Consider the following 25,086-nt stretch of genomic DNA (forward strand, 5'->3'; position numbering starts at 1 on the left):
GGCGCGTTTTGGGCCCGACTCTTTTTTATGCGCATGGCCGATGATGCGCTTGCCTCTGCGGCGTTGCTGTTTATCGGGCGATGCGCGCCGCCCGTTTTGTAAAATCGACGCCGCGGTAATACGTCTGCTTGACGAGCAAATTGGGTCCTAAGCAGCGCGCGGCCGGGCAGCGGCAAAGAAGTTCATTGGCGAGTTTCGAGCGCCGCCATCGGTTATACACATCCGGCAATGAATCGCGGACGATGTTGCCAAGCGGCGGTTCATCGCCGAAATCGGTGACGATGACATCGCCGGTGAAAATGTTGACATTAAGCCGCGAACGGCCGTCAGGGTCGTTGCGGACGGTGACGTTTTTGCTTTCATACAGCCGCTTTAATAGGCGAAGATCGTCTTCATTGTCGCTGCACGGGTAAAATGGCAGCGTGCCAAACAACATCCAGACGTTTTCATCGCGAATGTCAAGCAAATGGTGGATCGCCGCGCGCAGCTCATCGAGACTTAGCGTCTCTAAGGCGCTGGCAAAATCGCTTGGGTACATCGGGTGAATTTCATGGCGCCGGCAGCCCATTTCCTCAACGACTTGGCGATGGATCGTTTCCAAATGGCGGACGGTCCGTTTGTTTAACATCGTTTCCGCCGATACCATCACGCCGGCATTGGCCAGCGCTTTTGCATTGTCAAGCATGCGCTGGAAGTATTTCTCGCGTTGGGCGCGCGTCGGTTTTCGCTCCATCATAGCGAATCCACCGTCGATGAAATCGTCGATTGTCCCCCAGTTGTGGGAGATATGGAGCACATCCAAATACGGAATCACTTTTTCGTAGCGGGACAAGTCAAGCGTCAAATTCGAATTCAGCTGCGTTCGCACCCCGCGCTCATGTGCATAGCGGAGAAGCGGAACGACGTATTGTTCAACCGATTTTAATGACAGCATCGGCTCGCCGCCGGTGATGCTTAATGAGCGTAAATGCGGAATTTCTTCAAGCCGGCGGAGCAACAACTCAAGCGGCAGCGCCTCGGGATCTTTCGCTGTCAACGTATAGCCGACGGCGCAATGTTCACAGCGCATATTGCAAAGCGTCGTTGTCGTAAACTCGACGTTCGTCAGTTCCAACTTTCCATACTCTTCTAGATCAACGTACGCCTCCCACGGATCGTACGCCGGCGTAATGGCCGGCATGGCGAATGAACGCATCGCTTTCTCCTCTCTCTATAAAAAAGTTCCATCCTTCATTATTAGCCGCCTTAGCAGCCCTTGTCAATCGTTTTAGCTGTTTTGCCTCTACCCATTCGTATGATGAGAAAGGAGCCATCATGAGATGGAAAAGAAAGATTTTTTACATAACAGCGAGAAACGGAGTATAATAGAAAAAGATAAGGACAACTGCCTATGCACGATGAGCATGGGAAGGGGCGTTTAGACAAATGGAAAAGTTCCAGCAAAGCATGTACGACTTGATCGTCGAGACGTCGACGAAGCTGCCGAAGGACGTCCGTCGAGCGATCGCTCGGGCGAAAGCGCGCGAAAACGCCGGCACGCGGGCGGCGATGGCATTGGATACAATCGTTGGCAACATTCAAATGGCGGACGAAAACGTATCGCCGATTTGCCAAGATACGGGCTTGCCGACGTTTAAAATCAAAGTGCCGGTCGGCGTCAACCAAATCGAAATGAAAAAAGCGATCCGGGCTGCCATTGTCGAAGCGACGAAAAATGGCAAACTGCGCCCGAACTCGGTCGATTCGCTCACCGGCAAAAACAGCGGCGATAACTTAGGGGAAGGCGTGCCGGTCATTAAATTTGAACAGTGGGAAAACGATTACATTGACGTTCGCCTTATTTTAAAAGGCGGCGGCTGTGAAAACAAAAACATCCAATACAGCCTGCCGTGTGAACTCGAAGGGCTCGGCCGCGCCGGCCGCGATTTGGACGGCATCCGCAAATGCATTTTGCATGCGGTGTATCAGGCGCAAGGGCAAGGGTGCAGCGCCGGCTTCATCGGCGTCGGCATCGGCGGCGACCGCTCATCCGGCTATGAGCTCGCCAAAGAACAGCTGTTCCGTCCGGTTGATGACGTCAACCCGATTGAAGAATTGCGCCAGCTGGAAGAATACATTATGGAAAACGCCAACAAGCTCGGCATCGGCACGATGGGCTTTGGCGGCGAATCGACGCTGCTTGGCTGTAAAATCGGCGTCATGCATCGCATCCCGGCGAGCTTCTTCGTCTCCGTCGCCTACAACTGCTGGGCGTTTCGGCGCATGGGCGTGAAAATCGATCCGGCCACCGGTGAGATCATCGAATGGCTGTACCAAGACGGCGAAGACGTCGATTTTGCAAAAGAGTTGGAAAAAGCGGAATCGGCCGCGGCGCTTGAACAAGGAGAGGCGCGCGTCATCGATCTCGTTCCGCCGCTGTCGGAAGAACAAGTGCGGAAGCTCCGCGTCGGCGACGTCGTCCGCATCAGCGGCGTCATTTACACCGGCCGCGACGCCATTCATAAATATTTGATGGATCACGATGCCCCCGTCGATTTGAACGGGCAAATCATTTACCATTGCGGCCCGGTCATGCTAAAAGACGAAGACGGCCGCTGGCACGCCAAAGCCGCCGGCCCGACGACCAGCATCCGCGAAGAGCCGTATCAAGGCGACATTATGAAAAAATTCGGCGTCCGCGCTGTCATCGGCAAAGGCGGCATGGGCGCAAAGACGCTGCAAGCGTTAAAAGAACACGGCGGCGTGTACTTAAACGCCATCGGCGGCGCGGCCCAATATTATGCGGACTGTATCAAATCAGTCGAAGGCGTGGATCTCATGGAATTTGGCATTCCAGAAGCCATGTGGCATTTGCGTGTTGAAAACTTCACCGCCGTCGTTACGATGGACTCGCACGGCAACAGCTTGCATGAAGACGTTGAAAAGTCATCGCTCGAAAAACTGGCCCAATTCAAAGAACCGGTGTTCAAATAAACGTGAAGAAACGATTGGCAGCGTGACTCCCCAAAAGCATCCGCTTTTGGGGTCTTTTTTTGCAAAAAATGGCGTGCGTAAAGCAGCTGAGGGCGAAAACAATAAAAAAGAGGAAAAGACGGCGGCCAAGGAGGAACCAGGCATGAGATGGCTTATTTCTCTCGTTTTAGCGATTGCGCTTTTTCCCGCTTCTGCGTTTGCCGCAAGCAATCAAGCGATCCATTGGGGATTCAAGCGGAGCGAAAACCACGAGCCCCCGTCGGCGGGAAAAGAGCTCGATGAGCTGCTTGCCAAATATGACGCGTTTTATTTAGGCGATACGAGTGAAAAAACGATTTACTTGACGTTTGACAACGGCTATGAAAACGGCTATACGGTGCAAATTTTGGACATCTTGAAAGAAAAACATGTGCCGGCCGCCTTTTTTGTCACCGGCCATTATTTGCAAACCGCGCCTGATTTAGTGAAACGAATGGCTGCCGAAGGACATATCATCGGCAACCATTCGTGGCACCATCCCGATTTAACGACCGCCAGCGATGAGCGGGTGCGCGAAGAGTTCGAAAAAGTCAAGGAAAAGACAGAAGAGCTGACCGGGCAAAAAGGGATGATGTACCTTCGCCCGCCGCGCGGCATTTTCAGCGAACGGACGTTATCTCTCGCCCGCGAGCTCGGCTATTACCACGTCTTTTGGTCGCTGGCGTTCGTCGACTGGCAAACCGACCGTCAGCGCGGCTGGCAATATGCCTATGACCAAATCATGAAACAAATTCACCCAGGCGCGATTTTGTTGCTGCACTCCGTATCGAAAGACAACGCCGACGCGCTGCCGAAGGTGATCGACGACTTGCGAAAACAAGGGTATACGTTTGCCAGCTTAGATGAATTGATGGCGAAAAAGATGGGACTCCATCCGTGGCTGTTTCGCCCATAAGCGGTTTCGTTTGAAAAATGGCCCCACCCGTGAGCCGTTTGGTTCAGCGGGTGTTTTTCGTTATAATGAGGATACGGACGAAAGAAACAGGTGAATGCGATGTGGACAAAAACAGTGACGGTGCCGGCGCCGTACGATTTCGCCCACGCCCTTGAGCGGCTTTCGCTCGACCCGCTGTTGGCCGTGGATCGGGAACGGCAGCGCATCACCGTGCCGCTCGCCCTCGACGGCTGTTTCGTGCCCGTAACGGTGGAAGGCGTCGGCACAAAAGATGACCCGAGATTTGTCGTTTCAGCTCCTTTTCCCGAGCGGCAAGACGAGGTGATGGAGCGGATTTCGCATCTGTTTCAATGGCGGACGCCGCTCGGGCCCGTTCACGAGCATTTCCGCCGCACTGACCTGGCGCCGCTGTTTGCCGAGTATGAAGGAATGCCGCTTGTGCTCGATTTTGATCTATATTTTTGCCTCATCAAATGTTTGATCCATCAGCAACTTCATCTCAAAGTCGGCTATCGGCTGACGGAGCGGTTTGTGAAAACGTTCGGAACAGAAGTGGATGGCGTTTGGTTTTACCCGCGCCCGGAAGAAGTGGCCGCCCGTTCGTACGAGGATGTGCGCGCCTTGCAGCTGAGCGGGCGGAAAGCGGAATATATCGTCGATGTGTCGCGTCTCATCGCTGACGGAAAGCTGCGGCTTGATGAACTTAAGCAGATGGAAGACGGCGAGGTGATGGAGCGGCTGACGGCCGTGCGCGGCATCGGCCCGTGGACGGTGCAAAACTTCCTCCTCTTCGGCCTTGGCCGTCCAAACGTCTTCCCGCCGGCGGATATCGGCTTGCAGCGGGCGGTTGAAAAACAATTCGGGCTTCCGAAGCGGCCGACCGCAAAAGAGATGGCGGCGCTCGGCGAGCGGTGGAAACCGTACGCCAGCTATGCGGCGCTTTATTTGTGGCGAAGCATTGAATGAGAGGGACCGATATGGCAAAGCAACAAACGAACATCAAAATCAAAAAAGGCGACCAATTTCCTGTGACCATTCAACGGATCGGCATTAACGGCGAAGGGGTCGGCTATTTCCAAAAACAAGTCGTCTTCGTCCCCGGCGCGTTGCCGGGGGAAGAAGTCGTCGTCGAAGCGACGGACATCCATCCAACCTACGCCGAGGCGAAAATCAAGCGCATCCGCAAGCGCTCGCCAAACCGTATCAAGCCGCCATGCCCGCTCTATGACCAGTGCGGCGGCTGCCAGCTCCAGCACTTATCGTACGAAGCGCAGCTTGAAGCCAAACGCGACATCGTCATCCAAGCATTGCGCCGCCACGCCCGCCGCCTCGATGTCGACAAACTTGACATCCGCCCGACGATCGGCATGGCCGACCCGTGGCAATACCGAAACAAAAGCCAATTTCAAGTCGGGATGAAAAGAGGGAAGGTGCTCGCCGGGCTGTACGGTCTCAACTCCCACCGACTCGTCGACCTATCGGAATGCCGCATCCAGCATCCGCAAACGACGCGCGTGACGAACATCGTGAAAACGATTTTGCAAGACTTGCGCATCCCGATTTACAACGAGCGGACGAGAACGGGCGTCGTGCGGACGATCGTCGTCCGTGTCGGCTTCCATACGGGCGACATCCAGCTTGTGCTGGTGACAGCGACAAAAGACATTCCGCGCAAACAGCTGCTCATTGACGAAATTCGCCGCCGCCTTCCGGAAGTGAAATCAATCGTGCAAAACATCAACGGCGAAAAAACGTCGCTCATTTTTGGCAACGAAACCGAAGTGCTCGCCGGCGACGAGTACATTCAAGAAACGCTCGGCGACTTGTCATTTGAACTGTCGGCGCGCGCCTTTTTCCAGCTTAACCCGATCCAAACGGTCAAGCTGTACGACGAAGTGAAAAAAGCGGCCGCTCTCACCGGAACGGAGCGGATCGTTGACGCCTACTGCGGCGTCGGCACGATCGGGCTGTGGCTCGCCCGCGATGCGAAAGAAGTGCGCGGCATGGACACGATCCCCGAAGCGATTGAAGACGCCAAGAAAAACGCGGACAAACAGGGCTTTACGAACACGCACTACGTCGTCGGCAAAGCGGAATACTGGCTGCCCAAATGGGTGAACGAAGGCTGGAAGCCGGACGTCATCATCGTCGACCCGCCCCGCGTCGGCTGCGACCGGGCGCTGCTTGACACGATCCTTGGCGTCCGTCCGAAAACGGTCGTCTACGTCTCGTGCAACCCATCGAGCCTCGCCCGCGACCTCGACGCCTTGGCGGCCCAATACCGCGTCGACTACATCCAGCCGGTCGACATGTTTCCGCACACGGCGCATGTAGAAAGTGTAGCTCGATTAGTATTAAAGTTGTAAACACAAAATAAACTCGTTCCACTGAAAACATAACCGTTCATCACGAGAAAGAAAGTTGAGTATTGGAAGATGTTTGTCATAGCCGAGAATTTTTTAAACATATGTGGAAAACCATCGGGACAGGGAAGATATGGAGGAGAGAGATCAAAAATAAAGCGAAAGATGGGAGTTACTACTGGGTTCAGTCTACCATTGTCCCCTTTTTGGATGAACGAGGAAAGCCGTATCAATACGTGTCGATTCGAACGGATATTACCCGTTTGAAACAGTATGAAGAGCAAATCAAATATATGGCCAACCATGATGATTTGACGGGCCTTCCCAATCGCCGTTTTTTAACATTTTTCGTCTTTGCCGGTCATTGCATCCGACTGTCGAGTGACCGAACAACGCCGATTAAAGACCCATGAACGGGTCTTGTAAAGCGAGTCGTTGTTCGGTCTTCCGTCACGCTAAGGCGTGACGGAGGCAAACCACACGCTTGCCTTCGACAGTCGAAAATGGGCAAACCACTTTTCTGTCAAGGATATGTTAAACTTCTTTGTTGCATCTATATAAATTGCTGAAAGAGACGAAAGAGGAGGAACGACTGCTGGCCGTTTATTTTATTGATTTAGCGCGGTTTAAAAACATTAATGATTCATTTGGGCATTCGGTGGGAGACGAAGTGTTGAAACATTAGAAAGCCATTTGCATCGTGCTATCGAAATCAAATATTAAAGGAAATGGGGTGCAACGGAGGGCAAGGGTATTTTTGGAGGCAACCTGTGTCGGAAACGGAGATTGGATCGTTGTTGCAATGCAATGAGTGAACAGTTCAAAATGGCAATATAGGTCGTCTTGCCATACTCGGGTATGTTGAGGCAACGAATGAAGAGGAAAAGGAGCTGGTTTCATGGAAACGCTCAGACAACGGCTGCGATCCATTGATCAAAAGGGATATAAAGCGTATAAAACGATCGAAGGGACGTATTCGTTTCCATTGTTTACGCTCGCGATTGACCACGTGCAGGGCGATCCGTTTGCTGAGCCGTCCAAGGTCCGCGTGATCATACCGCGGGCGAAAACGGCGTTGGCAGCGGAGTGGATGAATACGAAACCGCGCCGCATCCGCTGTGAAGATGTGCTGGCGCGCCGCATCTATCATGAATTGCGGCAATGGCCGCTGCGGGCGCGTGGATCGGGAAAAAGCGGGCTCGTCTTGATCGATGCCCCGGAGCAGAAGGTGCTCGAGCGGACAGCAGTGCAAGTGACAGACGAGACGGTCACTGTCTGTTTGTCGGTCGGGTTGCCGGCGAACGGGCGTCGCATTTTGGCGAAAGAAGCCGAGGCCATCTTTTTCGAACAAATTCCATCCGTCATCGAGCGGGCGGTGTACGGCCTTCGGGAGGAGGATATTCGTGCGGCAGTCGAGCTTGCCGATCAGCAGCACGCCATTCGCCGCTATTTGCGTGAACACGGATTGGTGGCGTTTGTCGCGAACGGTGCGGTTTTGCCGCGGGAGAGCGGAGTGAGCGACAAGCCGCTGCAACGTGGAGCGGTGCCGTTTCAAAGTCCGCCAGAGCTGGAGATTGCGATCCCCGTTCCGCATCGCGCTGAACCGATCAAAGGCATGGGCATCCGCAAAGGGATTACGCTGATTGTCGGTGGCGGCTACCACGGCAAATCGACGCTGCTGCAGGCGCTAGAGCACGGCGTGTATGATCATGTCGCCGGCGACGGGCGGGAGTTTGTCATCACGGACAGCGGGGCGGTGAAAATTCGCGCCGAAGACGGCCGGAGCGTCGCCAGTGTTGACATTTCCCCGCTCATTGGCACGCTGCCGTATGGAAAAGAGACGAAACAGTTTTCGACGGAAAACGCGAGCGGCAGCACCTCACAGGCCGCGAGCATGATCGAAATGATTGAAGCTGGGGCATCGGCGTTTTTGATTGATGAAGATACGAGCGCGACGAATTTGCTCATCCGAGATGGACGCATGCAGGCGCTCGTGGTGAAAGATGCCGAACCTATCACGCCGTATATCGACAAGGCGCGTCAACTATTTCGCGATTACGGCATTTCGACCGTTCTTGTCGTCGGCGGATTGGGGGATTACTTGGATATCGCGGATTGCGTGATCAAAATGGAGCAGTACGTCCCGTTTGATGTGACGGCAGAGGCAAAACAAATCGCCTTGCAGATGCCGTCGGGACGGAAAGCGGAAGGCGGCGAGTCGTTCGGCTGCATTCATGAGCGCATTCCGCTGCCTGGGAGTTTAAATAGCCAAAAAGGAAAAAAAGAAAAAGCGGTCGCGCGCGGACGGCACGTCATTCAGTACGGGCAAACCGATCTATTGCTTTATGCGCTTGAGCAGCTGGTCGATGACAGCCAAACGCGGGCGATTGTCGCGGCGCTGCTGTATATGGAACGAAAAGGATGGTTCGACGGAAAGAAAACCGTCCGCCAACTGCTCGATGCGATCGAAGAACAATGGGATCGCCAAGGCTTGGGCTCCGTTTCGTTCCGAAAAGGGCATCCGGGTGAACTTGCCCGCCCGCGCCGATTCGAGCTGGCGGCGGCGCTCAATCGGCTGCGGACGCTCCGTTGCCGCCAACGCTGAACCATTGCGGGCGGAAGCGGATTGAACCTGCTTTCGCTTTTCGTTTCCGTTGATTTTGTCTAGCGTCCCCTTTCGATTATCGTTATAATTATGTTTATCAGTTCAATGAAACGGCTGGCAGCGGGGAGGCCGCGGTTTGGCTGAAGGGGGATCGAGGCATGGGCAAATCAAAAGGTTCGATTGAATCGGAAATCAGCAAAGCATTGACAAAATGGGAAAAAGATTTTCTTGGCCGCGGTTCGGTATCGGTGAAAACCGATATTTTGCGCGATATGATCATCGTTTCGTTGCACGGCATCCTGACGCCCGCCGAGTACGCGCTTTGCGAATCAAAAGAAGGAATGTTATCGGTGAAGCGGTCGCGGACGAGTTTAGTGGAGTCTGGAGTCGATGACTTGAAAGAAATGATTTTTGAAATCACCGGCGAGAAGGTGAAGAGCTTCCATACGGATTTAAGCACCCGAACGGGCGAGCGGGTGATCGTCTTTAAGCTGTTCAACGATTTAGAAAAACAGCTGACGGGCTAAATGTTCGCCCGCATCGCCATAAAACGGCGTTCCGGACGAAGAAGGCATTTTTTTATAAAGTTATTGTATAATTGAAACAACTTTTGTATAGTAAGTATAGGATAAACATAAAGGACAGCATGTCGGGAGCCCTTCAAAAAACTTACGCCAGTGTAAGTTCGTTGAAGGGAAACCGACCGGTGTCTGTTGCACAGCGGGAGATCTTCAAACAATCGCCTCACGATTGGTTGAAGGTAAACCGGCTATGGGCAATCTATAGGCAATGGTGCGGCCTTTTTGGTCGCGTTGCCTGATTGACATAGCCGGTTTTTTCTTTTTTCTCCCGAACGAAGACAAAGGACGAGGGGAGGAGAATGTGATGGCAGCACAATGGTTCATATGGGGATGGCTCGCCGCAGTGGCCATCGTTTTCATCAGCGCAGCCGCATGGCTGCATCCGCGCATGCCGGAGCGGTATGTGCATGTGCACGTCTGGCTGTTGCTTCTTCCGGGAGCGGCGGCTGCCGCCGGATGGATCGGCGCCGGCAACGCAGAGGCCGGGCCGTGGCGGTTTGATGCGGTCAGTTGGTTGGTGGCCGTCTATATTTCACTTCTCAGTTGGGTGATTCAACGGTTTGCCGTTCGCTATTTGCATGGCGACCGCGCTTACCGGCGCTATTTTTCCTTGTTGACGTGGACGGTGTCGGCCGCTTCTCTGACATGGGCAAGCGGCGACATGCGCCTCGTTGCCGTCTGCTGGGGGCTTCCATTGATGGGCCTTGTGGCGTTAACGGCATTGAAAAAAGAATGGAGGCCGGCGCAGTTTGTCGCCCGGCAAATGGCGGTCGTGTTCAGCCTGAGTTGGCTGGCCGTCGTCATCGCTGCCGTCTGGCTCGGAACGGCGGCCGGCGAATGGCAGCTTGCTTCTGCGCTGTCGGCGGAGCGCCTTGCCCGCCTAGACGCCTGGGAGAGGGCGGTGATGAACGGACTGCTTATTTTGGCCGCCATTATCCCGGCTGGACAATGGCCGTTCCATCGCTGGCTGATGGAATCGGCGGTGACGCCGACGCCGGTGTCGGCGGTGATGCATGCGGGGCTCGTCAATGCCGGCGGGCTGTTGCTTTGGCGCTTTTCCCCGCTCTTTAGCGGGACGGGGGCGCATATCGCATTGTTTGTGATCTCCTTTTGCTCGATTTTGATTGGTATGGGCATTAGTTTGGTGCAGGCGGACTATAAACGCCAGCTGGTCGCGTCCACGATGGCGCAAATGGGAGTTATGCTTGTGCAATGCGCCCTCGGCGCCTACGGGGCGGCGGTTGTGCATTTGGTGCTGCACGGGCTGTTTAAAGCGACGCTTTTTCTGCAGTCCGGTTCGGTTGTTCCGAGGATCGGCCGGCCGGGATTCCAACGAGGAAGCGGGTCATGGCAGGGAGGTCTTCTCCTTGGCGTGCTGCTTGGGGTGTCTTTTTGGTTCGCTTCCCCGAATGAACCGGCCCGCCTGCTGAGCGCACTTTTGCTTGGGGCCTCGGCGGCGGTCGCTTGGGGACGGCTAGCCGATTTCCGCGAAGGCCGCTGGATGGGCCTGGCGGCGGTGGCTGTGTTGGCGTTTGGTTCGGAAACGGTGCGCCATCAGTTTTTGACGCTGCTCGGCCAGGGGGAAGCGACGGTTTTTGTGCCGCCTGCCGCGTTTGAATGGACAGTAGGCGTCTTGTTTGCGATGGCGGCATTGACCGCTGCCTGGCTGGCAAACCGGCGCACATCGGCGCTTGCCGTTCGGGTGTATATGCATCTCGTTCATCTCGGGGAGCCGCGCCCAGCGGCTATGGAGGCGCATCCCCGTTATTTGGCATCCTATCTGAAGGAGGGAATGGCTCATGAGTAAAAGTGCAATGCCGCTTGAACGGCTAACGGGGGAATCGAAGCCCACCGGCGCAGAAGCCCGCCCGCTTGCTATGCTTGTCAGCGAAGCGGCAAAGGCGGTTGCGCCGCTTTGGCCGATTTCCGCCTTTATCGCCCGCCATCCGTGGATGGGGCTTGAAGAGCAGACGTTTTCCGACGCAGCCGACCGCCTGCAGCAGGCGCATGGAATTGATTTGTATCCGCCGATGGCGGTTTTCCATGCGGCGATGGCAAAAGGGGAGATTGACCTTGTATTCGTCGAGCGGCGGCTGCAGCGTTGGCTTGACAACAAGCCGCTCCCGGTGCGGCGCCAAGAAGCAGAGCGAACGTGCCGCGCCCTCCTTTGGAATGAGACGGTGCCCAACGAGGCGCTTCGTCTGCCGGAACTGGCGGAGCTGGCGCATGCGGCGGCATGGCGTCCGGCGGCTGTTCGGACGGCGGGCGCCGCGTTGCACGGCGTAAGCCAACGCCTTGACCAACAAACCGTCAAATGGTGCAAACTGTTTTATGGTTCGAACACGGCGCCATGGGCGCTTCCACATCGTGAGCTGGGGTTTTACGGAGCATGGCGCCGGCTCATCGCCGCCGACCCGGCGCTCTCGAAAGAGGAACGGAAGCGGCTTGCCGATTGGCCGCACGATGGGGAAGAGGCGCTGCGTCAAGCGTTGATGAAGCTTGGCGTACAGGAGGAAGAGACCGCCGCTTACTTGGAGGCGCATTTGTTGGCGTTGCCCGGCTGGGCTGGCATGGTTGTATGGCAGTCGCGCCGGACGGGCGACGAATTGCGGGGATTGATTGACTATTTGGCGGTCCGTCTGTCGCTTGAATGGACGCTTGTGGCGCCATATTTGCCGCTTGAACGGGAGGATCATGCGGACATCGGCGCTGCTCTTTCACTGTTGGCCGCTTGGCTGCATTGGGGAGGGATGACGCTGGAAGACTGGCGGAACCTGTCCGGCAAAGAGCAGCGCGCCCGGTTGGCGTTTATCGATCGGTTTTGGCGAATTGACCGGTGTCATCTTTGGCTTGAAGCGTGGGAAGATACGTATGAAGCGAAATTGAAAGAAGTGGTATTGGCGCATCAGCCGATGGATGAGACGAAGAAGGCGGCAGCGCAGCTATTGTTTTGCATCGACGTCCGTTCCGAGCCGTTCCGCCGCCATTTGGAAGCGGCCGGACCGTTTGAAACGTATGGCTGCGCCGGCTTTTTCGGCTTGCCGATTCAAACGCGCGCACTTGACAGCGATGACGCTCACCCGTCATGCCCGGCGATCGTCGCGCCGCAGCATGAAATCAACGAAACCGCCGCTTTGGAAGCGGCGCGTCCGTACCGTCGCCGGCGCGATGCATTCCGCTTTGTCGGCCAGACGTTTAAAAAGATCAAACAGCATATGTTGGCCGGCTTATTGCTTCCGGAAATGAGCGGACCATGGCTCGGCCTTCATACCTTCGCCCGCAGCGCCGCGCCGGCTTGGGCTGGCCGGGTCGTCCGCCAGGCGGAAGCGGCAGCCGAACATAAGCCGAAGACGGACTTGTCGCTCCACCGCCATGGAAAGGATGAATCGTCTGGACTGCCGATCGGCTTTACAACCGAGGAACAAGTGCAATACGTGAAGCAGCTGCTCGTCAACATTGGCTTGACGTCTTCGTTCGCTCCGCTTGTGGTTGTTTGCGGCCATGAAAGCGAGACGGCCAACAACCCGTACGCTTCGGCGCTCGATTGCGGGGCGTGCGGTGGTGCGGCCGGGGCGTTCAACGCCCGCGTATTCGCCGCGTTGGCCAACTTGCCGGAAGTGCGCGCTGGACTGGCGGCTGAAGGGATCAACATTCCGGATGAAACGGTGTTTGTCGCTGCGGAACATATTACGACCGTCGATGAAGTCCGCTGGCTTGATATGCCGCCGTTGTCCGCAGCGGCTGAGGCGTCGTTTCGACAGCTGAAGCAGGCGCTTGGCGAAGCGAGCCGCCGTGCGAACGCTGAGCGGATGGCAAAGCTCCCCCATGTCGGACAGACGCCGCGCGATCCGGTGGCGGAAGCGCAACGGCGCGCCATTGATTGGAGCGAGATCCGTCCAGAATGGGGATTGGCCCGGAACGCTGCGTTCTTGATCGGCCGCCGCAAGTTGACAAAAGGAAAGGACTTAGACGGCCGGGTGTTTTTGCATAGCTACGATTGGCGCGAAGATCCGACCGGTGAGGCGCTCGCCGGCATTATCGCCGGGCCGGCGACCGTCGGACAATGGATTAACTTGCAATATTACGCTTCAACAGTCGCACCGCACTACTACGGGAGCGGCGATAAAACGACCCAGACGGTGACCGGCGGCATCGGCGTCATGCAAGGGAACGGGAGCGACTTGTTAGCCGGCTTTCCATGGCAGTCGGTCGCCGCGTCCGATCGCGAACTGTTTCATGCTCCTCTTCGGTTGCTTGTCATCATCGAAGCGCCGTCCTATTATATCGAGCAGCTGCTCGACAGAAATGAAGAGTTTCGTCGCAAAGTGCAAAACGGTTGGCTCCGTCTCGCCTCGATTGACCCAGACAGCGGGGCGTGGGTGAACTGGGAGGCAGACCGTCTTGCATCAAGGCAGAAGCGCTAAAAAGCAACGATTTGCCGCTTGCCGAGTTTGCTTGGCGGGCGGCTTTTTTTTGCTGCCTGCCAAACGAGGCAGGGAAAATAGATGTACGCCGCGAAACAAGATAATAGTTGGTATAACAGCAATAAGAAAGACGAGGAAAGAGGGAAAGCGGATGAAAACGCAGTTTATCGCCGGCCATGCGCGGCTGCCGGCCGGAATGGCGGCCAAAAGCCTTTACGATACGCTGACGATTACGGCGGAAATTGATAAAAAGTACGGGGGGATCGTGGAGGCATCATGCACACTGGCTACTGAATGAACAGGGACTGGGGCAACGGATAAGTGAGACACCTGGATGTCGCCGTAAATTTTTTTATAGCGGTCAACAAATTGCTCTTTGCCGACTGTTTTTTTCGTTTCTTCTGAGAGCATGTCGTACATTTTCGCAAATTGCTGTTTCGTCCAGTAGGAGGTGTACGTTTTTAATGCATCGTGCGGCGATGGCGGTTTGCTGCAGGAGAAAAGTGTGATTGCTAAAAACGAAATGAGAGCCAACACCCAACGAACATTCCCCATATGTTTCCAATCCCCCTTTTTCTGTTCTCTTTCCACTATATCATGGACAGGAAATATGATCCAACGAAAAGGATGATAGGAAAACATTGCTGTCCAAGGCCAAAAGGGGGCAACATTTGCCTGCGTTCAGATATAATGTAGAGAAAGGGGAAACGATGACGCAAAGGAAGTGATGATGCATGTTCCGCATTTTAGTGACGGCAGACGCCAATTATCTTCCACCGCTGAAAGTGCTTATGTATTCGTTATTTTGCAATAACCGGCGCCCGTTTACATTTTATTTGCTTTATTCGCGCATTGCGGAGGAGGAGATCCGGGCGCTTAGTGATTTCGTTCGCAAGCAAGGGCATGAACTGGTGCCAATTTATGTCGACCCGCAGCTGTTTCATGATGCTCCGGTGTTTCGCCACTATACGGTGGAGATGTATTACCGTCTGGCGGCGCATTTGTTTTTGCCGCCCGATGTCGACCGGGTGCTGTACTTGGATCCGGACATTGTCGCCATCAATCCGATCGATGAGCTGTATGAGATGGACTTTGAGGGGAACTGGTTTATCGCCGCCGAGCATACGCATTCGACCAAAGTGGCCAATTTGTTCAACAAACTTCGCTTGAAAACGCCGAACGCGAAAGGTTATTTCAACACGGGCGTCATGATGATGAACATCGCGGCGATGCGCGAACACGTCCGGCTCGCGGACATTTACCAGTTTATCCGCGACAACCGGTTTAAGCTTGTCCTTCCTGACCAAGATGTGCTCAACGGGCTGTATTGGGACAAAATCAAACCGGTCGATAGCTACCGTTACAACTATGATGCCCGTTATTACGATTTTTTGCAGCTGTTGCCCAACCCAAAACATAATTTGGCGTGGATCGAGGAAAACACCGTCTTTATTCATTATTGCGGCAAAGAAAAACCGTGGAAAGACAATTACAAAGGGGAGCTCGGCCTCTTTTACAGGCGATACAGCCAAGTGCTCGAACCGGCGGGGGAGGCGGCGACATAACGGTGCGGTCTGCACAGGAAAGAGGTGTCCCATTGAAAGGACACCTCTTTCCGTTACCGTTTGCGCTCTTGCCGGCGGATGCCAGCAGCGGCCGCGCGCGCTTGCGCCTCGAGGTCTTCATGGTCGGCAAATTCCGCCGAATATTCGACGTCAATGCCGTCAGATTTCAATTGTTTGGGAACCTGCGGCAAAGTTGCCTTGTTTTTGTCGCGCGTCCGTTGTCCGCGAGATCGGCCCATCGTCCATGCCCCCTATAAAGAAGTGTGAATCGTACGATTCATTCATTAGCATGGCATGGACGGCGCCGCCATATAAATAGCAATCATTTCTAATGGCGCGCTTTTTTGGCAGTGTAACCGCCCGCTTGGTCCGCCATTTTAAAATCGCGGGCATAACTTACTTCTTGGGCGCTTGTCAACGTATGCTTCACTTTTTCGCGTTTTCGTTTTTCCTCCATCGCTCGTTCCCTCGCTTTGCATGATATGCCTTTAGTTCCATTTTGGACGAGGCCAGCCGTTTTTATGCATATATAAATAAAAGAGGATGTCCGAACGGACAGCCTCTTTTTCGATCGTCATGCGTCCTTCCGCGCTTACGCTTCTTTTCGTTGTTCCTTTTCCAGCGTAAAGGAGGGATGGCGCATCGTATAAAGCGTGTAGTTGTCTTTTGTAATTTCGTACAAATTGTATACATCCGCGCCGATTTGCTCGAGCAGCGCCCGCCGCGTTTCATTGGCCGGCGTGACGTACGGCAGTTTTTCCGCCGCTTTGATCGAGCGCACATTGACTTTGCGGATGCGCAAAAACACCGTTTCGATGGAAAGCTCATAAAACAGTTCGTGGAAAAACGATTCCTTGGCGCGCTGATTGTAGCCGCGCCCGTGGTACGGTTTGCCAAGCCACGTTCCTAAAAAGCCGGCGCCGTCTTGAATGTCAAAGAGGCTGATCGTGCCGATTGGGTTTCCCCATTCGTCTAAAATCGTGCGCGAAATCAATTCGCCGCGTTCTTCCGCCTCCATGAGCTGTTTTGTCATGAATAAAAACTCTTCGTACGAGCTGGCTTTTTGGCGCACGAAAGGGAAGACGTCCGGATGCACCATCAGCTCGTACAGCGCATGGCAGTCTTGCAGCTCGCGTTTTTTCAACATGGCCAATCCCTCCTTTGGATGCCGAGGGCAGCCTCCCAGCGGGAACCCACCCTCGAAATTTTTTTATAACAACATCGTTAAAAAAATTTCGGGGTGGGAATCGAACCCACTAGAACCAGCGCGAGCGCTGGTGGCGAACCATTTGCCTTCCCCTTATTCCTGTCCGTATGCGGTTATGAACCACAACTGCCCTGAAGTCTTCTTTATCATACACGATTAGATGAAAAAAGGGAATTGCTTTTTTGTTAATTTTTTTGGATATTTTTTGTCAGCCTTGCGGCAAAAACAAATCCGTGAGACAATCTTCTAACGTTGGAAACGAAAAGCGGAACCCAGCTTGCAGCAGCTTTTCCGGAATGACGCGTTGCCCTTCGGCAACAAGCATGCTCATTTCGCCGAGGAGAAGGCGAAGTGCCCAGGCGGGAACCGGAAGCCAGTGCGGGCGGCGAAGCAGGCGGGAGACCGTACGACCGAACTCGTCCATTTGCACTGGATGGGGCGCGGTGAAATTGATCGGGCCGGACAATTCCTCGTGTTCGATGATGTACGAGACTGTGCGCACGACGTCTTCAAGATGAATCCACGATAGCCATTGCCGTCCGCTGCCGATTGGGCCGCCGACAAACAGCCGGTACGGCTTGATCATCATCGGCAAGGCGCCGCCATGTCGGGCAAACACGACGCCAAAGCGAGCGTAGACGGTGCGGATGCCGAGTTGTTCGATGGGGCTCGCTGCTGCTTCCCACGCCTGAACGGTCTTGGCGAGAAAATCGCTGCCGTAATCGGCTGTTTGTTCCGTAAATGTCGCGGAGTCCGAGATGCCGTAAATGCCGACGGCGCTGGCATTGATAAACAACGACGGGGGGCGGGACAGTGAATCGATGTAGCGGCCCATCGCTTCGGTGGATCGAAGGCGGCTGTCAAGGATGATCTCTTTTTGCTTCGCCGTCCAATGTTTTCGATTGAGCGGCTCCCCGGCTAAATTAATGGCGACATCGACAACTTCAGGCTTTCGGTCGTTGTCGAAGGAAAGATAATGAATGCTGCCTTCGGAAGGTTTGGGAGAGCGGGTGAAAATGTAGATCTCATGTCCTTGCTTGGAAAAATGGCGGGCGAGCGCCTGGCCGATCAGCCCGGTTCCGCCATTGATGGCGATGCGCATCTTGATTCCCCTTCCATTGGTTTATTTTATGACTTCGCTTTTGGTGTCAGAAGTTCCTGCTTATGATACCATAAAAGATAAGGGGGACAAACAATGGGAACGATTGCCGACATTGTCGCAACCGAACAAAATGCTGAACGATTTTGGATTGTCGTGCACCGTGACGGCGCACCGTCGTTGAGATTGACAGTTGATCAAGATGTATTGCTTCAATTCCGCTTGAAAAAAGGGCTGGAGATCAGCGACGACCTGCTTCAACATATTGTGTATGCCGATGAGGTGAAAAAGGCGTATCAACAGGCGCTTTACTTTTTGGCGCACCGGATGCGTTCGGAGCATGAGGTCGCTGCACATTTGCGAAAAAAAGGCGCTCCGGATTCGGTGATTGATGAAGTGCTCAAAAAACTTCGCGCTGAGCGGTATGTTGATGACGGGGCGTTTGCGGCCGCCTACGTGCGCACGCAAAAAAAGACGGCGGCGAAAGGGCCGCTTCTCATCCGCGCTGAACTGGAACGGCTCGGTGTTTTGGGCTGCTTGATCGAGCAGAGTTTGGCGGAGTATACGTTGGATGAACAGATGGCCATCGCCCGCTCGCTTTACGAAAAGGCGAAAAAACAGCGCCGGGCTGAATCGGCTCGCGCGTTTTTGGAACGGGTGCGGCAGCAGCTGATGCGCAAAGGGTTTCCGCATGAGGTGATTGCCGCCGTTTTGGCGGATGGCGGCGCTCATACTGAAAAAGAAGAACGGGAGGCGCTCAGTGTTCAGGCGGAGAAAGCGCACCGCCGTTATGCGCACCACCCGCGGCCGCTTTATGAGCAAAAGATGCGCCAAGCCCTTTATCGGAAAGGGTTTTCACTCGACTTGATCGATGAATGGCTGCGCGGGCAAGGCAGCGGTGAAAACCAAAAAGGGGGATCGTGACCATGAGAGAGGACCAAAAACGGTATAGCGAGATGACGAAAGAGGAGTTGCAGCGGGAAATCGCCGTGTTGGCTGAGAAAGCGCGTAAGGCGGAGCAGATGGGCATGGTGAATGAATATGCTGTCTATGAGCGAAAAATGGCCATGGCGAAAGCGTATATGCTTAACCCTGCTGATTTTCCCCCGGGAGAGATTTATGAAATTGAAGGAGCACCTGGGGAATATTTCAAAGTTCGCTATTTAAAAGGAGTGTTTGCCTGGGGCTGGCGGCTGAAAGGAAACGGGGAGGAAGAAGCGTTGCCGATTTCGCTGCTCCGCAAGCCGAATTTGCCCTCCTCATGACAGGCGGGATCAGTTTGCAGCCAGACGGAAAGCGAGTCGAAAGAAAAAAACTTAGGGGGAACAACCCCTAAGTTTTTTCGCTACGACTGCTTGCGCGTCTCCCGCTCTAAAATGATGAGGTCGAGCGTTTGCTGCGTTTCACCGTTCACCTGCGAATGAGCGTGTTTCGGATTGGCCCACGGCTGCTGGAACGGATTCGAGTAAAAGTTGTCATAAAATTTTTTGCGCTGATGGTGACTCATGACCGTTCACCTCGCTGCTGAATGTGCCGGGGAGCAGGCGAATGTGTCCATGCTCCCCGGTTTTTCTCTCTTTAGAAGAAGTCGCTGCGCTTGCCTGAAGCGCGCATCCGCTCTTGTGGGTGAGTGTTGGTCGTCCCGTCAGCCCGCTTGGACGCGTATTCCGCTTTGGCGCGCGGCTCGCCTTCGAGCTTGTTGTTGTTTTGGTTCGGGAAGTTGCGTTCCTTATTTCGCACGGCCCATTCCCCCTTTTGAGGCGAGCTCGTGTTGGATGGCCAACACGTATTCTTATTATGAAACGAAGGGCGGCGCTTATGTGTGCAAATTGTTGGATCAAAACAAGCCGCTCTGTCAGTTTGGCGTCACCTCGAGCTTTTTCCGCAGCCTTCCTTCGCTGAAAATCCAGCCCGTGTATGAGCTGACAATGTTGAGGTTGCGGTCTAGCTGAACGACGGCCACGAATGGATAGTATCCTTTGCTCCGGTAGCGCAAATCAGTAAAGCGCACTTCATAATAGTCGTCGTATTCGTTCATTTCCCAACGGTACACCGGGGAAAACGACAAAAAGGCGGCGACGTTTTCATCGCGCTTGGCGGCGTTGATCACCGGGTGGTCGGGAAGCGGCCGTTTTTGGAAGCGGTCGAGGATGATGAGCTCGCCGTGTTTGACGCGGGCAACGTAAAATTCGTCGCAGGTTGAAATGGCTAAATGCCATTCGCGCGGCCGCCACGTCGGCACAGTAATGATGTCCGTCACTCCTTGTATAGAGGCGTGCACGAGCTGTTTAATGTTGGCTTGTTCGCGGAAGCGGAACACATAATACGCGGCCACGAGCGCATAAACGACGAGAAACGCATAACCGGGGTGGACGTTGAGAAACAGGGCGCCGACGCCGAGCAAATGAAGCGCAAAAATAACTGGGTCAAACGTATGAACGACGCCAAGGGCGATCCATTTTTTTGTGAACGGGCGCAGCGCTTGCGTCCCGTAAGCGTTAAAAATATCGACAAACACGTGAAAGGCAACAGCCACAAACGTCCAAAGCCAAACGCGGAGCCAGTCCGTTTCCGGATAGACGGCGGCCATGATGCCGACGATCAACAGCGGCCAAATGACAACGGCGGGAATCGAATGGGTGATGCCGCGATGATTGCGAATATATTTGGCGTTATTGCGCAACTTTAAAATTGTATCGATATCGGGTGCCTGTGATCCGGCGAGCGTGCCAATCAATACGGCATGGGATAAAAACGGGTCATGGGCAATGGTGGGGTCGAGCGATGCTAAGCTGCCGAGCGCCACTCCCATCAAAACATGTGTGCCTGTATCCAACGTGAAGGCGCCTCCTTTGTCAGCGTCGTTTGTTAGTATATCCCGTCCGGGGTCGGGCCAATAACCGTTCTCTTGTCCAGTTGGGGCAAACAACGGTATGGCTATTGTATCATACGACGCCGACAGCTGGGGAGGGGCGGAATCACTAAAATTCATTGCCGACGCAAGCCGGCAGCGGATGGTGTTTTGGCAAACAAAACAGCGCCCTGCTTTTGCACAGGACGCTGTTGGTTTTGGAAGAAGAGGTTTCAGTTGTCAGCTTTTTAGGTTTGTCGGCTGCGTTCCTTGGCCATTTTGTGGAAAAGCACGGGCCGCGGAAATCCGGGCTATTGGCGGCCGTCTTCTTTGGCCTCGGGGTGACGGGGTCTGGTTTGGCCGTGGCGCTTGGTTCGAAATACTTGCTGTATTTGTTTTACGGGGTGTTGGGAGGAATTGGGCTTGGCGTCGGATACATTGCGCCGGTGTCGACGCTTGTGAAATGGTTCCCGGACCGGCGCAGGTTGGCTACAGGGCTGGCGATTATGGGGTTCGGGTTTGCGGCGGCGATTGCGAGCCCAGCATGAACAAATCGCCTGTGTTTCGGCGGCTAAGGAAAGTTGAGAACGATTTCCTTCCGTTTCCCCTCGGCGTGCGGCAAGCCACGCCGAGGGCTTTTTGGTATAATGGGATGGACAATAGGCATCATGGGGGAAGAATAGTGAAAATCACAACGTGGACTAAGCGGTTTCCGGCGCGCGAGTTTCAGCGCGATTTGCTTGACTGGTTCGCCCGGGAGCGCCGCGACTTGCCATGGCGAAAAGACCGAGACCCATACAAAGTATGGGTGTCGGAAGTGATGCTGCAGCAGACGCGCGTCGAGACGGTGATCCCGTATTTTGAAAAGTTTGTAGAACAGTTTCCGACGCTGGAGGCGCTCGCCGAGGCTGAAGAAGACGAGGTGCTGAAGGCGTGGGAAGGGCTTGGCTACTACTCGCGCGTCCGCCATTTGCACGCGGCGGTCAAGGAAGTAAAGGAACGGTACGGCGGGCAGGTGCCGGACGATCCGGAGCAGTTTTCGAAGCTAAAAGGAGTCGGTCCGTACACAGTCGGGGCGGTGTTGAGCCTTGCCTACGGCGTGCCGGAACCGGCGGTGGACGGCAATGTCATGCGCGTGTTGTCGCGCTTGTTTTTCGTGACGGATGATGTTGCGAAACCATCGACGCGAAAACGGTTTGAACAAATCGTCCGCGAGATTATGGCGTACGAAAACCCGGGAGCGTTTAACGAGGCGCTGATTGAGCTTGGCGCTCTTGTTTGCACGCCGCGCCGCCCATCATGCCTTCTTTGTCCCGTGCAAGCCTACTGTCAAGCGTTCGCCGAAGGGGTGCCGGAAGAGCTACCGGTGAAAACGAAAAAAACAGCGGTCAAACAAGTGGCGCTCGCAGTAGCGGTGCTGGCCGATGATGAAGGACGCATTCTCATCCGCAAGCGCAGCAACACCGGCTTGTTGGCGAATTTATGGGAATTCCCGGGCTGTGAAACAGGCGGGGAAGAAGGGAAAGAGAAGCTCGGACAAATGTTGCATGAGCGGTACGGTTTGCAAATCGAGCTGGCCGAGCCGTTTGCCTCGTTTGATCACGCGTTTTCCCATCTAGTTTGGCGGCTGACGGTGTATCGCGGGCGTCTAGTTGACGGCGGACCGGTGGAAGAGCCGCTCCGGCTCGTGCCAGGCGACGAGCTTGAGTCTTATGTGTTTCCGGTGTCACACCAGCGTATTTGGCGTAAGTACAAAGAACAGGCAGGCGAAGCGCACCGCCTGCATTAGTCAGGCACTGTCATCGTGCCGTTTGTATACGTCGCTTCACGGCGCCCAAGGCCGCCGCGCGCTTCGATTTCTTCGAGAATTTCGCGGTAGATCGTTTGCCCTTCGGCGTTTAAATACGGAGCGATTTGCTGGAATGAATGGTGAAAATGAGCGAGTTCGTCGTCTGTCCATTCCGTTTTCGGGATCATGGACAATTCTGTCATATCGCGGCCAACGTACATAGGCTGCGCCTCCTTCGCGGTGGAATTCGGCTATATTATACGTAAAGGGGCGGAAAAACATGAGTGGAAAAGTAGCGGTCGTGACAGGAAGCAGCCGCGGCATCGGCAAAGCCATTGCGATGCGGCTGGCGCAAGAAGGATATGATATCGTGGTCAATTATGCCCGCAGCAAAACCGCTGCTGAAGAAACGGCTCGTGAAATTGAAGCGCTCGGGAGAAAAGCGCTCGTCGTCAAAGCGAACGTTGGCGATGTCGAGAAAATCCGGGCGATGTTTGCCAAAATTGATGAAACGTTCGGACGGGTCGACGTGCTCGTGAACAACGCTGCCTCCGGCGTGCTGCGCCCGGCGCTGGAACTTGAGGAAACGCATTGGAACTGGACGATGAACATCAACAGCAAAGCGCTTCTCTTTTGCGCCCAAGAAGCGGCGAAACGGATGGAGCGGGTTGGCGGCGGGAAAATTGTGAGTATCAGCTCGCTTGGGTCGATCCGCTATTTGGAAAACTATACGGCGGTCGGCGTCTCGAAAGCCGCTCTGGAAGCGCTGACCCGCTACTTAGCTGTCGAGCTGGCGCCGAAAAACATCGCCGTCAACGCCGTTTCCGGCGGAGCAGTTGATACGGAGGCGTTGAAGCATTTTCCGAACCGCGACGAGCTGCTCGCCGATGCGGCGGCCAACACGCCAGCTGGGCGCCCAGTCAAACCGGACGATCTCGTCAACGCCGTTTTGTTTTTATTATCCGATGCCGCCGAGATGATTCGCGGGCAGACGATTATTGTTGATGGTGGAAGATCTTTGCTTTTGTAGTGTCCACGGATAAGTCCGTCACCTCCGGGGCATAGTAAGGCATGTGGAGGTGAGAACAATGGCCAAACAACCGAACAAAACAGCAGCTGGCACGAACATTCAAGAAGTAAGACAACAAAATGCCCAATCGGCTCAAGCTGCTCAAGCAGGCCAATTCGCAACGGAATTTGCGGCTGAGACGAATGTGCAACAAGTAAAACAACAAAATGCGCAAGCGGAAGCTCGCAAAGCGCAAAATGTCAATCAGTAACCAACGATCATCCATGGCTGACGCCTGGCGGTTGTGACGACGGCGTATGTTGCTACAAGAGCGCAGGCGATAGGCCGAAGATGGAAGGAAAAAGCAGGGGCAGCGCGCCCCTGCTTTTTTTGCGACAAAAACCGCCACTCTTTTGCAAGATTAGCGAAAGGGATTAACGGCTTAAGGAGCGAACTGTTTTGTTAAAGCCAGGAGGCAAAAGGGGAAGGGAGAATGGAGGAAGAATGATGGGGCATGGGTGGATGAATGCCGGGGACGAAGCGCTGTTTTTGCGGCATGAGATGGAGCGTTGCGACCAGCTTGCTCGCGAGTTGGACGAGCTCGAACGCGAAGCGCCGACCTCCGCGCTTCGCGAGGAAGTGCGGCGAATGAAGCAGCAAGTCGAAGACATCCGCCGCGCATTTTTCGGACAGATGGCGTCCAGAGCCTAGACGGAGCGCGCCGCTTGGCCGTTCCGGCCTGGGCAAATCGGCCTGCTTTTCTTTTCATTGCCAAAAGAACACGGTATAATACGGTATAATACAGAAGAAAAGCTCCCGTCGGAAAGTGGGGAAGAATGATGCCGGCATATCCTCGGGAAGGGAAAATCATTCAAATCCATAGCTACAAACATAATGGGATGATTCACCGCATTTGGAACGAAACGATCGTGTTAAAAGGAACGCCATCCTATGTGATCGGCGGCAACGACAAGACGCTCGTCATGGAAGCAGACGGCCGGACGTGGGTGACGCGCGAGCCGGCGATTTGTTTTTTTTATGCTAAGCACTGGTTTAACATTATCGCCATGATCCGCGAGGACGGGGTGTATTATTACTGCAATTTAAGTTCACCGTTTGTTTGGGATGAGGAAGCGCTCAAATACATCGATTACGATTTAGACATTAAAGTGTTTCCGGACATGACGTATATGCTGCTCGATGAGGATGAGTACGAACGGCACCGCCGCGAGATGCACTATCCGGATGTGATTGACCGCATTTTAAAAGACAACGTCCATAAGCTTGTCGGCTGGATTCAAGAGCGAAAAGGGCCGTTTGCGCCCGAGTTTATCGACAAATGGTACGCGATGTTTCAAGCTTACCAAAAATAAATAGCGGCGTGAAAAAAGCCTGTTCGGCATCGCTGGCAGGTTTTTTCTGCTTTTTTTGTCGAAAGAGGCGCGCATGAGGAACTGATGGAAAAGGGAGGAAGCTATTATCATTTGTTGACGATCCAGCAGTTGCAGTAGTAAGCAAAAATATTAAGAAAATGTTGTCTGATGCCAAAGACTTCTTGACCCAAGCACCGTGGACGATGATTTTCCCTGGATTGGCGATCATGCTGACGGTGCTTGGCTTTAACTTAATGGGCGACGGGCTGCGCGACGCGCTTGACCCGCGGATGAAAAATTGAGAGAGGCGGCC

The 25,086-nt window shown here is 54.5% G+C and carries 26 protein-coding genes and 5 pseudogenes; 21 read left to right on the top strand and 10 right to left on the bottom strand.

Annotation, left to right across the window (positions count from 1 at the left end):
- Positions 1 to 70 precede the first annotated feature (70 nt).
- Positions 71 to 1,195, bottom strand: coding sequence for a radical SAM/CxCxxxxC motif protein YfkAB (gene yfkAB, locus QSJ10_RS02060; protein ID WP_033013942.1), 1,125 nt, complete (start codon positions 1,193 to 1,195; stop codon positions 71 to 73).
- Positions 1,196 to 1,425: 230 nt separating this feature from the next.
- Between yfkAB and QSJ10_RS02065 the strand changes: the two genes are divergently transcribed.
- The 11 genes and pseudogenes from QSJ10_RS02065 to QSJ10_RS02115 all read left to right on the top strand — a co-directional run.
- The gene (locus QSJ10_RS02065; protein WP_033013943.1) at positions 1,426 to 2,973 is read left to right on the top strand and encodes a fumarate hydratase; all 1,548 of its coding nucleotides are present in this window, start codon (positions 1,426 to 1,428) and stop codon (positions 2,971 to 2,973) included.
- Positions 2,974 to 3,115: 142 nt separating this feature from the next.
- Positions 3,116 to 3,907 (top strand): delta-lactam-biosynthetic de-N-acetylase, encoded by a 792-nt coding sequence (pdaA, locus tag QSJ10_RS02070; protein WP_049625096.1) that lies wholly within the window; start codon positions 3,116 to 3,118, stop codon positions 3,905 to 3,907.
- A 99-nt stretch (positions 3,908 to 4,006) separates the two neighbouring features.
- The gene (locus tag QSJ10_RS02075; protein WP_053532235.1) at positions 4,007 to 4,873 is read left to right on the top strand and encodes a DNA-3-methyladenine glycosylase family protein; all 867 of its coding nucleotides are present in this window, start codon (positions 4,007 to 4,009) and stop codon (positions 4,871 to 4,873) included.
- The gene (rlmD, locus tag QSJ10_RS02080; protein WP_033016690.1) at positions 4,870 to 6,273 is read left to right on the top strand and encodes a 23S rRNA (uracil(1939)-C(5))-methyltransferase RlmD; all 1,404 of its coding nucleotides are present in this window, start codon (positions 4,870 to 4,872) and stop codon (positions 6,271 to 6,273) included. Before QSJ10_RS02075 ends, rlmD begins: the two co-directional genes overlap by 4 nt.
- Before the next feature lie 77 nt (positions 6,274 to 6,350).
- Positions 6,351 to 6,611, top strand: a pseudogene (locus QSJ10_RS02085) (PAS domain-containing protein); the annotation flags it as partial.
- 221 nt (positions 6,612 to 6,832) lie between these two features.
- Positions 6,833 to 6,955, top strand: a complete 123-nt coding sequence (locus QSJ10_RS02090; RefSeq protein WP_230581391.1) for a diguanylate cyclase — start codon at positions 6,833 to 6,835, stop codon at positions 6,953 to 6,955.
- A gap of 213 nt (positions 6,956 to 7,168) precedes the next feature.
- On the top strand, positions 7,169 to 8,875 hold the full coding sequence (locus tag QSJ10_RS02095; RefSeq protein WP_049625092.1) for an ABC-ATPase domain-containing protein: 1,707 nt from the start codon (positions 7,169 to 7,171) through the stop codon (positions 8,873 to 8,875).
- A 158-nt stretch (positions 8,876 to 9,033) separates the two neighbouring features.
- Complete coding sequence (locus tag QSJ10_RS02100; RefSeq protein ID WP_033016693.1) at positions 9,034 to 9,402, top strand: Na-translocating system protein MpsC family protein; 369 nt, start codon at positions 9,034 to 9,036, stop codon at positions 9,400 to 9,402.
- Positions 9,403 to 9,760: 358 nt separating this feature from the next.
- Positions 9,761 to 11,263 carry an NADH dehydrogenase subunit 5 gene (locus QSJ10_RS02105; RefSeq protein WP_049625091.1) on the top strand — a complete coding sequence of 501 codons (1,503 nt, stop codon included), beginning with the start codon at positions 9,761 to 9,763 and terminating at the stop codon, positions 11,261 to 11,263.
- Positions 11,256 to 13,880 carry a DUF2309 domain-containing protein gene (locus QSJ10_RS02110; RefSeq protein WP_053532236.1) on the top strand — a complete coding sequence of 875 codons (2,625 nt, stop codon included), beginning with the start codon at positions 11,256 to 11,258 and terminating at the stop codon, positions 13,878 to 13,880. Before QSJ10_RS02105 ends, QSJ10_RS02110 begins: the two co-directional genes overlap by 8 nt.
- Positions 13,881 to 14,031: 151 nt before the next feature.
- Positions 14,032 to 14,175 (top strand): annotated as a pseudogene (locus QSJ10_RS02115) (DUF3870 domain-containing protein); the annotation flags it as partial.
- A gap of 44 nt (positions 14,176 to 14,219) precedes the next feature.
- Here the strand turns inward: QSJ10_RS02115 and QSJ10_RS15520 are convergent.
- Positions 14,220 to 14,522: pseudogene (locus QSJ10_RS15520) on the bottom strand (NTF2-like N-terminal transpeptidase domain-containing protein); the annotation flags it as partial.
- A 92-nt stretch (positions 14,523 to 14,614) separates the two neighbouring features.
- Between QSJ10_RS15520 and QSJ10_RS02125 the strand changes: the two are divergent.
- Complete coding sequence (locus tag QSJ10_RS02125) at positions 14,615 to 15,445, top strand: glycosyltransferase family 8 protein (protein ID WP_033016696.1); 831 nt, start codon at positions 14,615 to 14,617, stop codon at positions 15,443 to 15,445.
- A 53-nt stretch (positions 15,446 to 15,498) separates the two neighbouring features.
- Here QSJ10_RS02125 and QSJ10_RS02130 read toward each other — a convergent pair whose 3' ends face one another.
- The 4 genes from QSJ10_RS02130 to QSJ10_RS02145 all read right to left on the bottom strand — a co-directional run bounded on the left by QSJ10_RS02130 (position 15,499) and on the right by QSJ10_RS02145 (position 17,754).
- Positions 15,499 to 15,684 (bottom strand): YfhD family protein, encoded by a 186-nt coding sequence (locus tag QSJ10_RS02130; RefSeq protein WP_033009876.1) that lies wholly within the window; start codon positions 15,682 to 15,684, stop codon positions 15,499 to 15,501.
- Positions 15,685 to 15,773: 89 nt separating this feature from the next.
- Positions 15,774 to 15,902 carry a YfhE family protein gene (locus QSJ10_RS02135; protein ID WP_080706560.1) on the bottom strand — a complete coding sequence of 43 codons (129 nt, stop codon included), beginning with the start codon at positions 15,900 to 15,902 and terminating at the stop codon, positions 15,774 to 15,776.
- A 135-nt stretch (positions 15,903 to 16,037) separates the two neighbouring features.
- Entirely contained in the window at positions 16,038 to 16,592 is a 555-nt protein-coding gene (locus tag QSJ10_RS02140; protein WP_053532237.1) for a GNAT family N-acetyltransferase, read from the bottom strand.
- Positions 16,593 to 16,860: 268 nt separating this feature from the next.
- Positions 16,861 to 17,754 (bottom strand): TIGR01777 family oxidoreductase, encoded by an 894-nt coding sequence (locus tag QSJ10_RS02145; protein ID WP_033016699.1) that lies wholly within the window; start codon positions 17,752 to 17,754, stop codon positions 16,861 to 16,863.
- A 93-nt stretch (positions 17,755 to 17,847) separates the two neighbouring features.
- On the opposite strand from QSJ10_RS02145, the gene recX reads away from it, so the two are divergent.
- Both recX and QSJ10_RS02155 read left to right on the top strand, forming a co-directional pair.
- A complete protein-coding gene (recX, locus tag QSJ10_RS02150) occupies positions 17,848 to 18,675 on the top strand; it encodes a recombination regulator RecX (RefSeq protein WP_033016700.1) in 828 nt (275 codons plus the stop codon).
- Between the two features lie 2 nt (positions 18,676 to 18,677).
- The gene (locus QSJ10_RS02155) at positions 18,678 to 19,016 is read left to right on the top strand and encodes a YfhH family protein (RefSeq protein ID WP_033009882.1); all 339 of its coding nucleotides are present in this window, start codon (positions 18,678 to 18,680) and stop codon (positions 19,014 to 19,016) included.
- An 80-nt stretch (positions 19,017 to 19,096) separates the two neighbouring features.
- On the opposite strand, the gene QSJ10_RS02160 is transcribed toward QSJ10_RS02155, so the two are convergent.
- The 3 genes from QSJ10_RS02160 to QSJ10_RS02170 form a co-directional block, all read right to left on the bottom strand.
- A complete protein-coding gene (locus tag QSJ10_RS02160; RefSeq protein WP_080706561.1) occupies positions 19,097 to 19,258 on the bottom strand; it encodes a YpzG family protein in 162 nt (53 codons plus the stop codon).
- Between the two features lie 71 nt (positions 19,259 to 19,329).
- A complete protein-coding gene (locus QSJ10_RS02165; RefSeq protein WP_033009883.1) occupies positions 19,330 to 19,491 on the bottom strand; it encodes a small, acid-soluble spore protein K in 162 nt (53 codons plus the stop codon).
- Positions 19,492 to 19,606: 115 nt separating this feature from the next.
- Positions 19,607 to 20,587 carry a metal-dependent hydrolase gene (locus QSJ10_RS02170; RefSeq protein WP_033016701.1) on the bottom strand — a complete coding sequence of 327 codons (981 nt, stop codon included), beginning with the start codon at positions 20,585 to 20,587 and terminating at the stop codon, positions 19,607 to 19,609.
- A gap of 155 nt (positions 20,588 to 20,742) precedes the next feature.
- Here QSJ10_RS02170 and QSJ10_RS02175 point away from each other — a divergent pair.
- Both QSJ10_RS02175 and mutY read left to right on the top strand, forming a co-directional pair.
- A pseudogene (locus tag QSJ10_RS02175) lies at positions 20,743 to 21,144 on the top strand (MFS transporter); the annotation flags it as partial.
- A gap of 146 nt (positions 21,145 to 21,290) precedes the next feature.
- Positions 21,291 to 22,391 carry an A/G-specific adenine glycosylase gene (gene mutY / locus QSJ10_RS02180; protein WP_049624104.1) on the top strand — a complete coding sequence of 367 codons (1,101 nt, stop codon included), beginning with the start codon at positions 21,291 to 21,293 and terminating at the stop codon, positions 22,389 to 22,391.
- On the opposite strand, the gene yfhS is transcribed toward mutY, so the two are convergent.
- Positions 22,388 to 22,612 carry a mother cell protein YfhS gene (gene yfhS / locus QSJ10_RS02185; protein WP_033016704.1) on the bottom strand — a complete coding sequence of 75 codons (225 nt, stop codon included), beginning with the start codon at positions 22,610 to 22,612 and terminating at the stop codon, positions 22,388 to 22,390. The two genes, mutY and yfhS, sit on opposite strands and share 4 nt — an antisense overlap.
- A gap of 59 nt (positions 22,613 to 22,671) precedes the next feature.
- On the opposite strand from yfhS, the gene fabL reads away from it, so the two are divergent.
- The 5 genes and pseudogenes from fabL to QSJ10_RS02210 all read left to right on the top strand — a co-directional run.
- Positions 22,672 to 23,421 (top strand): enoyl-[acyl-carrier-protein] reductase FabL, encoded by a 750-nt coding sequence (fabL, locus tag QSJ10_RS02190; RefSeq protein ID WP_033016705.1) that lies wholly within the window; start codon positions 22,672 to 22,674, stop codon positions 23,419 to 23,421.
- Positions 23,422 to 23,479: 58 nt separating this feature from the next.
- Positions 23,480 to 23,671, top strand: coding sequence for a gamma-type small acid-soluble spore protein (locus QSJ10_RS02195; protein WP_033016706.1), 192 nt, complete (start codon positions 23,480 to 23,482; stop codon positions 23,669 to 23,671).
- 236 nt (positions 23,672 to 23,907) lie between these two features.
- The gene (locus QSJ10_RS02200) at positions 23,908 to 24,111 is read left to right on the top strand and encodes a YgaB family protein (protein WP_230581390.1); all 204 of its coding nucleotides are present in this window, start codon (positions 23,908 to 23,910) and stop codon (positions 24,109 to 24,111) included.
- A 128-nt stretch (positions 24,112 to 24,239) separates the two neighbouring features.
- Positions 24,240 to 24,773, top strand: coding sequence for a nucleoside tri-diphosphate phosphatase (gene ntdP / locus QSJ10_RS02205; RefSeq protein ID WP_033016708.1), 534 nt, complete (start codon positions 24,240 to 24,242; stop codon positions 24,771 to 24,773).
- Positions 24,774 to 24,928: 155 nt separating this feature from the next.
- Positions 24,929 to 25,075: pseudogene (locus tag QSJ10_RS02210) on the top strand (ABC transporter permease); the annotation flags it as partial.
- Between the last annotated feature and the right edge of the window lie 11 nt (positions 25,076 to 25,086).

It is taken from the genome of Geobacillus stearothermophilus ATCC 12980, assembly GCF_030369615.1.
Lineage (GTDB): Bacteria > Bacillota > Bacilli > Bacillales > Anoxybacillaceae > Geobacillus > Geobacillus stearothermophilus.

Coding starts and splice junctions, on each gene's coding strand:
- yfkAB (WP_033013942.1), bottom strand. CDS start 1,195: ATGCGTTCATTCGCCATGCCGGCCATTACGCCGGCGTACGATCCGTGG.
- QSJ10_RS02065 (WP_033013943.1), top strand. CDS start 1,426: ATGGAAAAGTTCCAGCAAAGCATGTACGACTTGATCGTCGAGACGTCG.
- pdaA (WP_049625096.1), top strand. CDS start 3,116: ATGAGATGGCTTATTTCTCTCGTTTTAGCGATTGCGCTTTTTCCCGCT.
- QSJ10_RS02075 (WP_053532235.1), top strand. CDS start 4,007: ATGTGGACAAAAACAGTGACGGTGCCGGCGCCGTACGATTTCGCCCAC.
- rlmD (WP_033016690.1), top strand. CDS start 4,870: ATGAGAGGGACCGATATGGCAAAGCAACAAACGAACATCAAAATCAAA.
- QSJ10_RS02095 (WP_049625092.1), top strand. CDS start 7,169: ATGGAAACGCTCAGACAACGGCTGCGATCCATTGATCAAAAGGGATAT.
- QSJ10_RS02100 (WP_033016693.1), top strand. CDS start 9,034: ATGGGCAAATCAAAAGGTTCGATTGAATCGGAAATCAGCAAAGCATTG.
- QSJ10_RS02105 (WP_049625091.1), top strand. CDS start 9,761: ATGGCAGCACAATGGTTCATATGGGGATGGCTCGCCGCAGTGGCCATC.
- QSJ10_RS02110 (WP_053532236.1), top strand. CDS start 11,256: ATGAGTAAAAGTGCAATGCCGCTTGAACGGCTAACGGGGGAATCGAAG.
- QSJ10_RS02125 (WP_033016696.1), top strand. CDS start 14,615: ATGTTCCGCATTTTAGTGACGGCAGACGCCAATTATCTTCCACCGCTG.
- QSJ10_RS02130 (WP_033009876.1), bottom strand. CDS start 15,684: ATGGGCCGATCTCGCGGACAACGGACGCGCGACAAAAACAAGGCAACT.
- QSJ10_RS02135 (WP_080706560.1), bottom strand. CDS start 15,902: ATGGAGGAAAAACGAAAACGCGAAAAAGTGAAGCATACGTTGACAAGC.
- QSJ10_RS02140 (WP_053532237.1), bottom strand. CDS start 16,592: ATGTTGAAAAAACGCGAGCTGCAAGACTGCCATGCGCTGTACGAGCTG.
- QSJ10_RS02145 (WP_033016699.1), bottom strand. CDS start 17,754: ATGCGCATCGCCATCAATGGCGGAACCGGGCTGATCGGCCAGGCGCTC.
- recX (WP_033016700.1), top strand. CDS start 17,848: ATGGGAACGATTGCCGACATTGTCGCAACCGAACAAAATGCTGAACGA.
- QSJ10_RS02155 (WP_033009882.1), top strand. CDS start 18,678: ATGAGAGAGGACCAAAAACGGTATAGCGAGATGACGAAAGAGGAGTTG.
- QSJ10_RS02160 (WP_080706561.1), bottom strand. CDS start 19,258: ATGAGTCACCATCAGCGCAAAAAATTTTATGACAACTTTTACTCGAAT.
- yfhS (WP_033016704.1), bottom strand. CDS start 22,612: ATGTACGTTGGCCGCGATATGACAGAATTGTCCATGATCCCGAAAACG.
- fabL (WP_033016705.1), top strand. CDS start 22,672: ATGAGTGGAAAAGTAGCGGTCGTGACAGGAAGCAGCCGCGGCATCGGC.
- QSJ10_RS02195 (WP_033016706.1), top strand. CDS start 23,480: ATGGCCAAACAACCGAACAAAACAGCAGCTGGCACGAACATTCAAGAA.
- QSJ10_RS02200 (WP_230581390.1), top strand. CDS start 23,908: ATGGGGCATGGGTGGATGAATGCCGGGGACGAAGCGCTGTTTTTGCGG.
- ntdP (WP_033016708.1), top strand. CDS start 24,240: ATGCCGGCATATCCTCGGGAAGGGAAAATCATTCAAATCCATAGCTAC.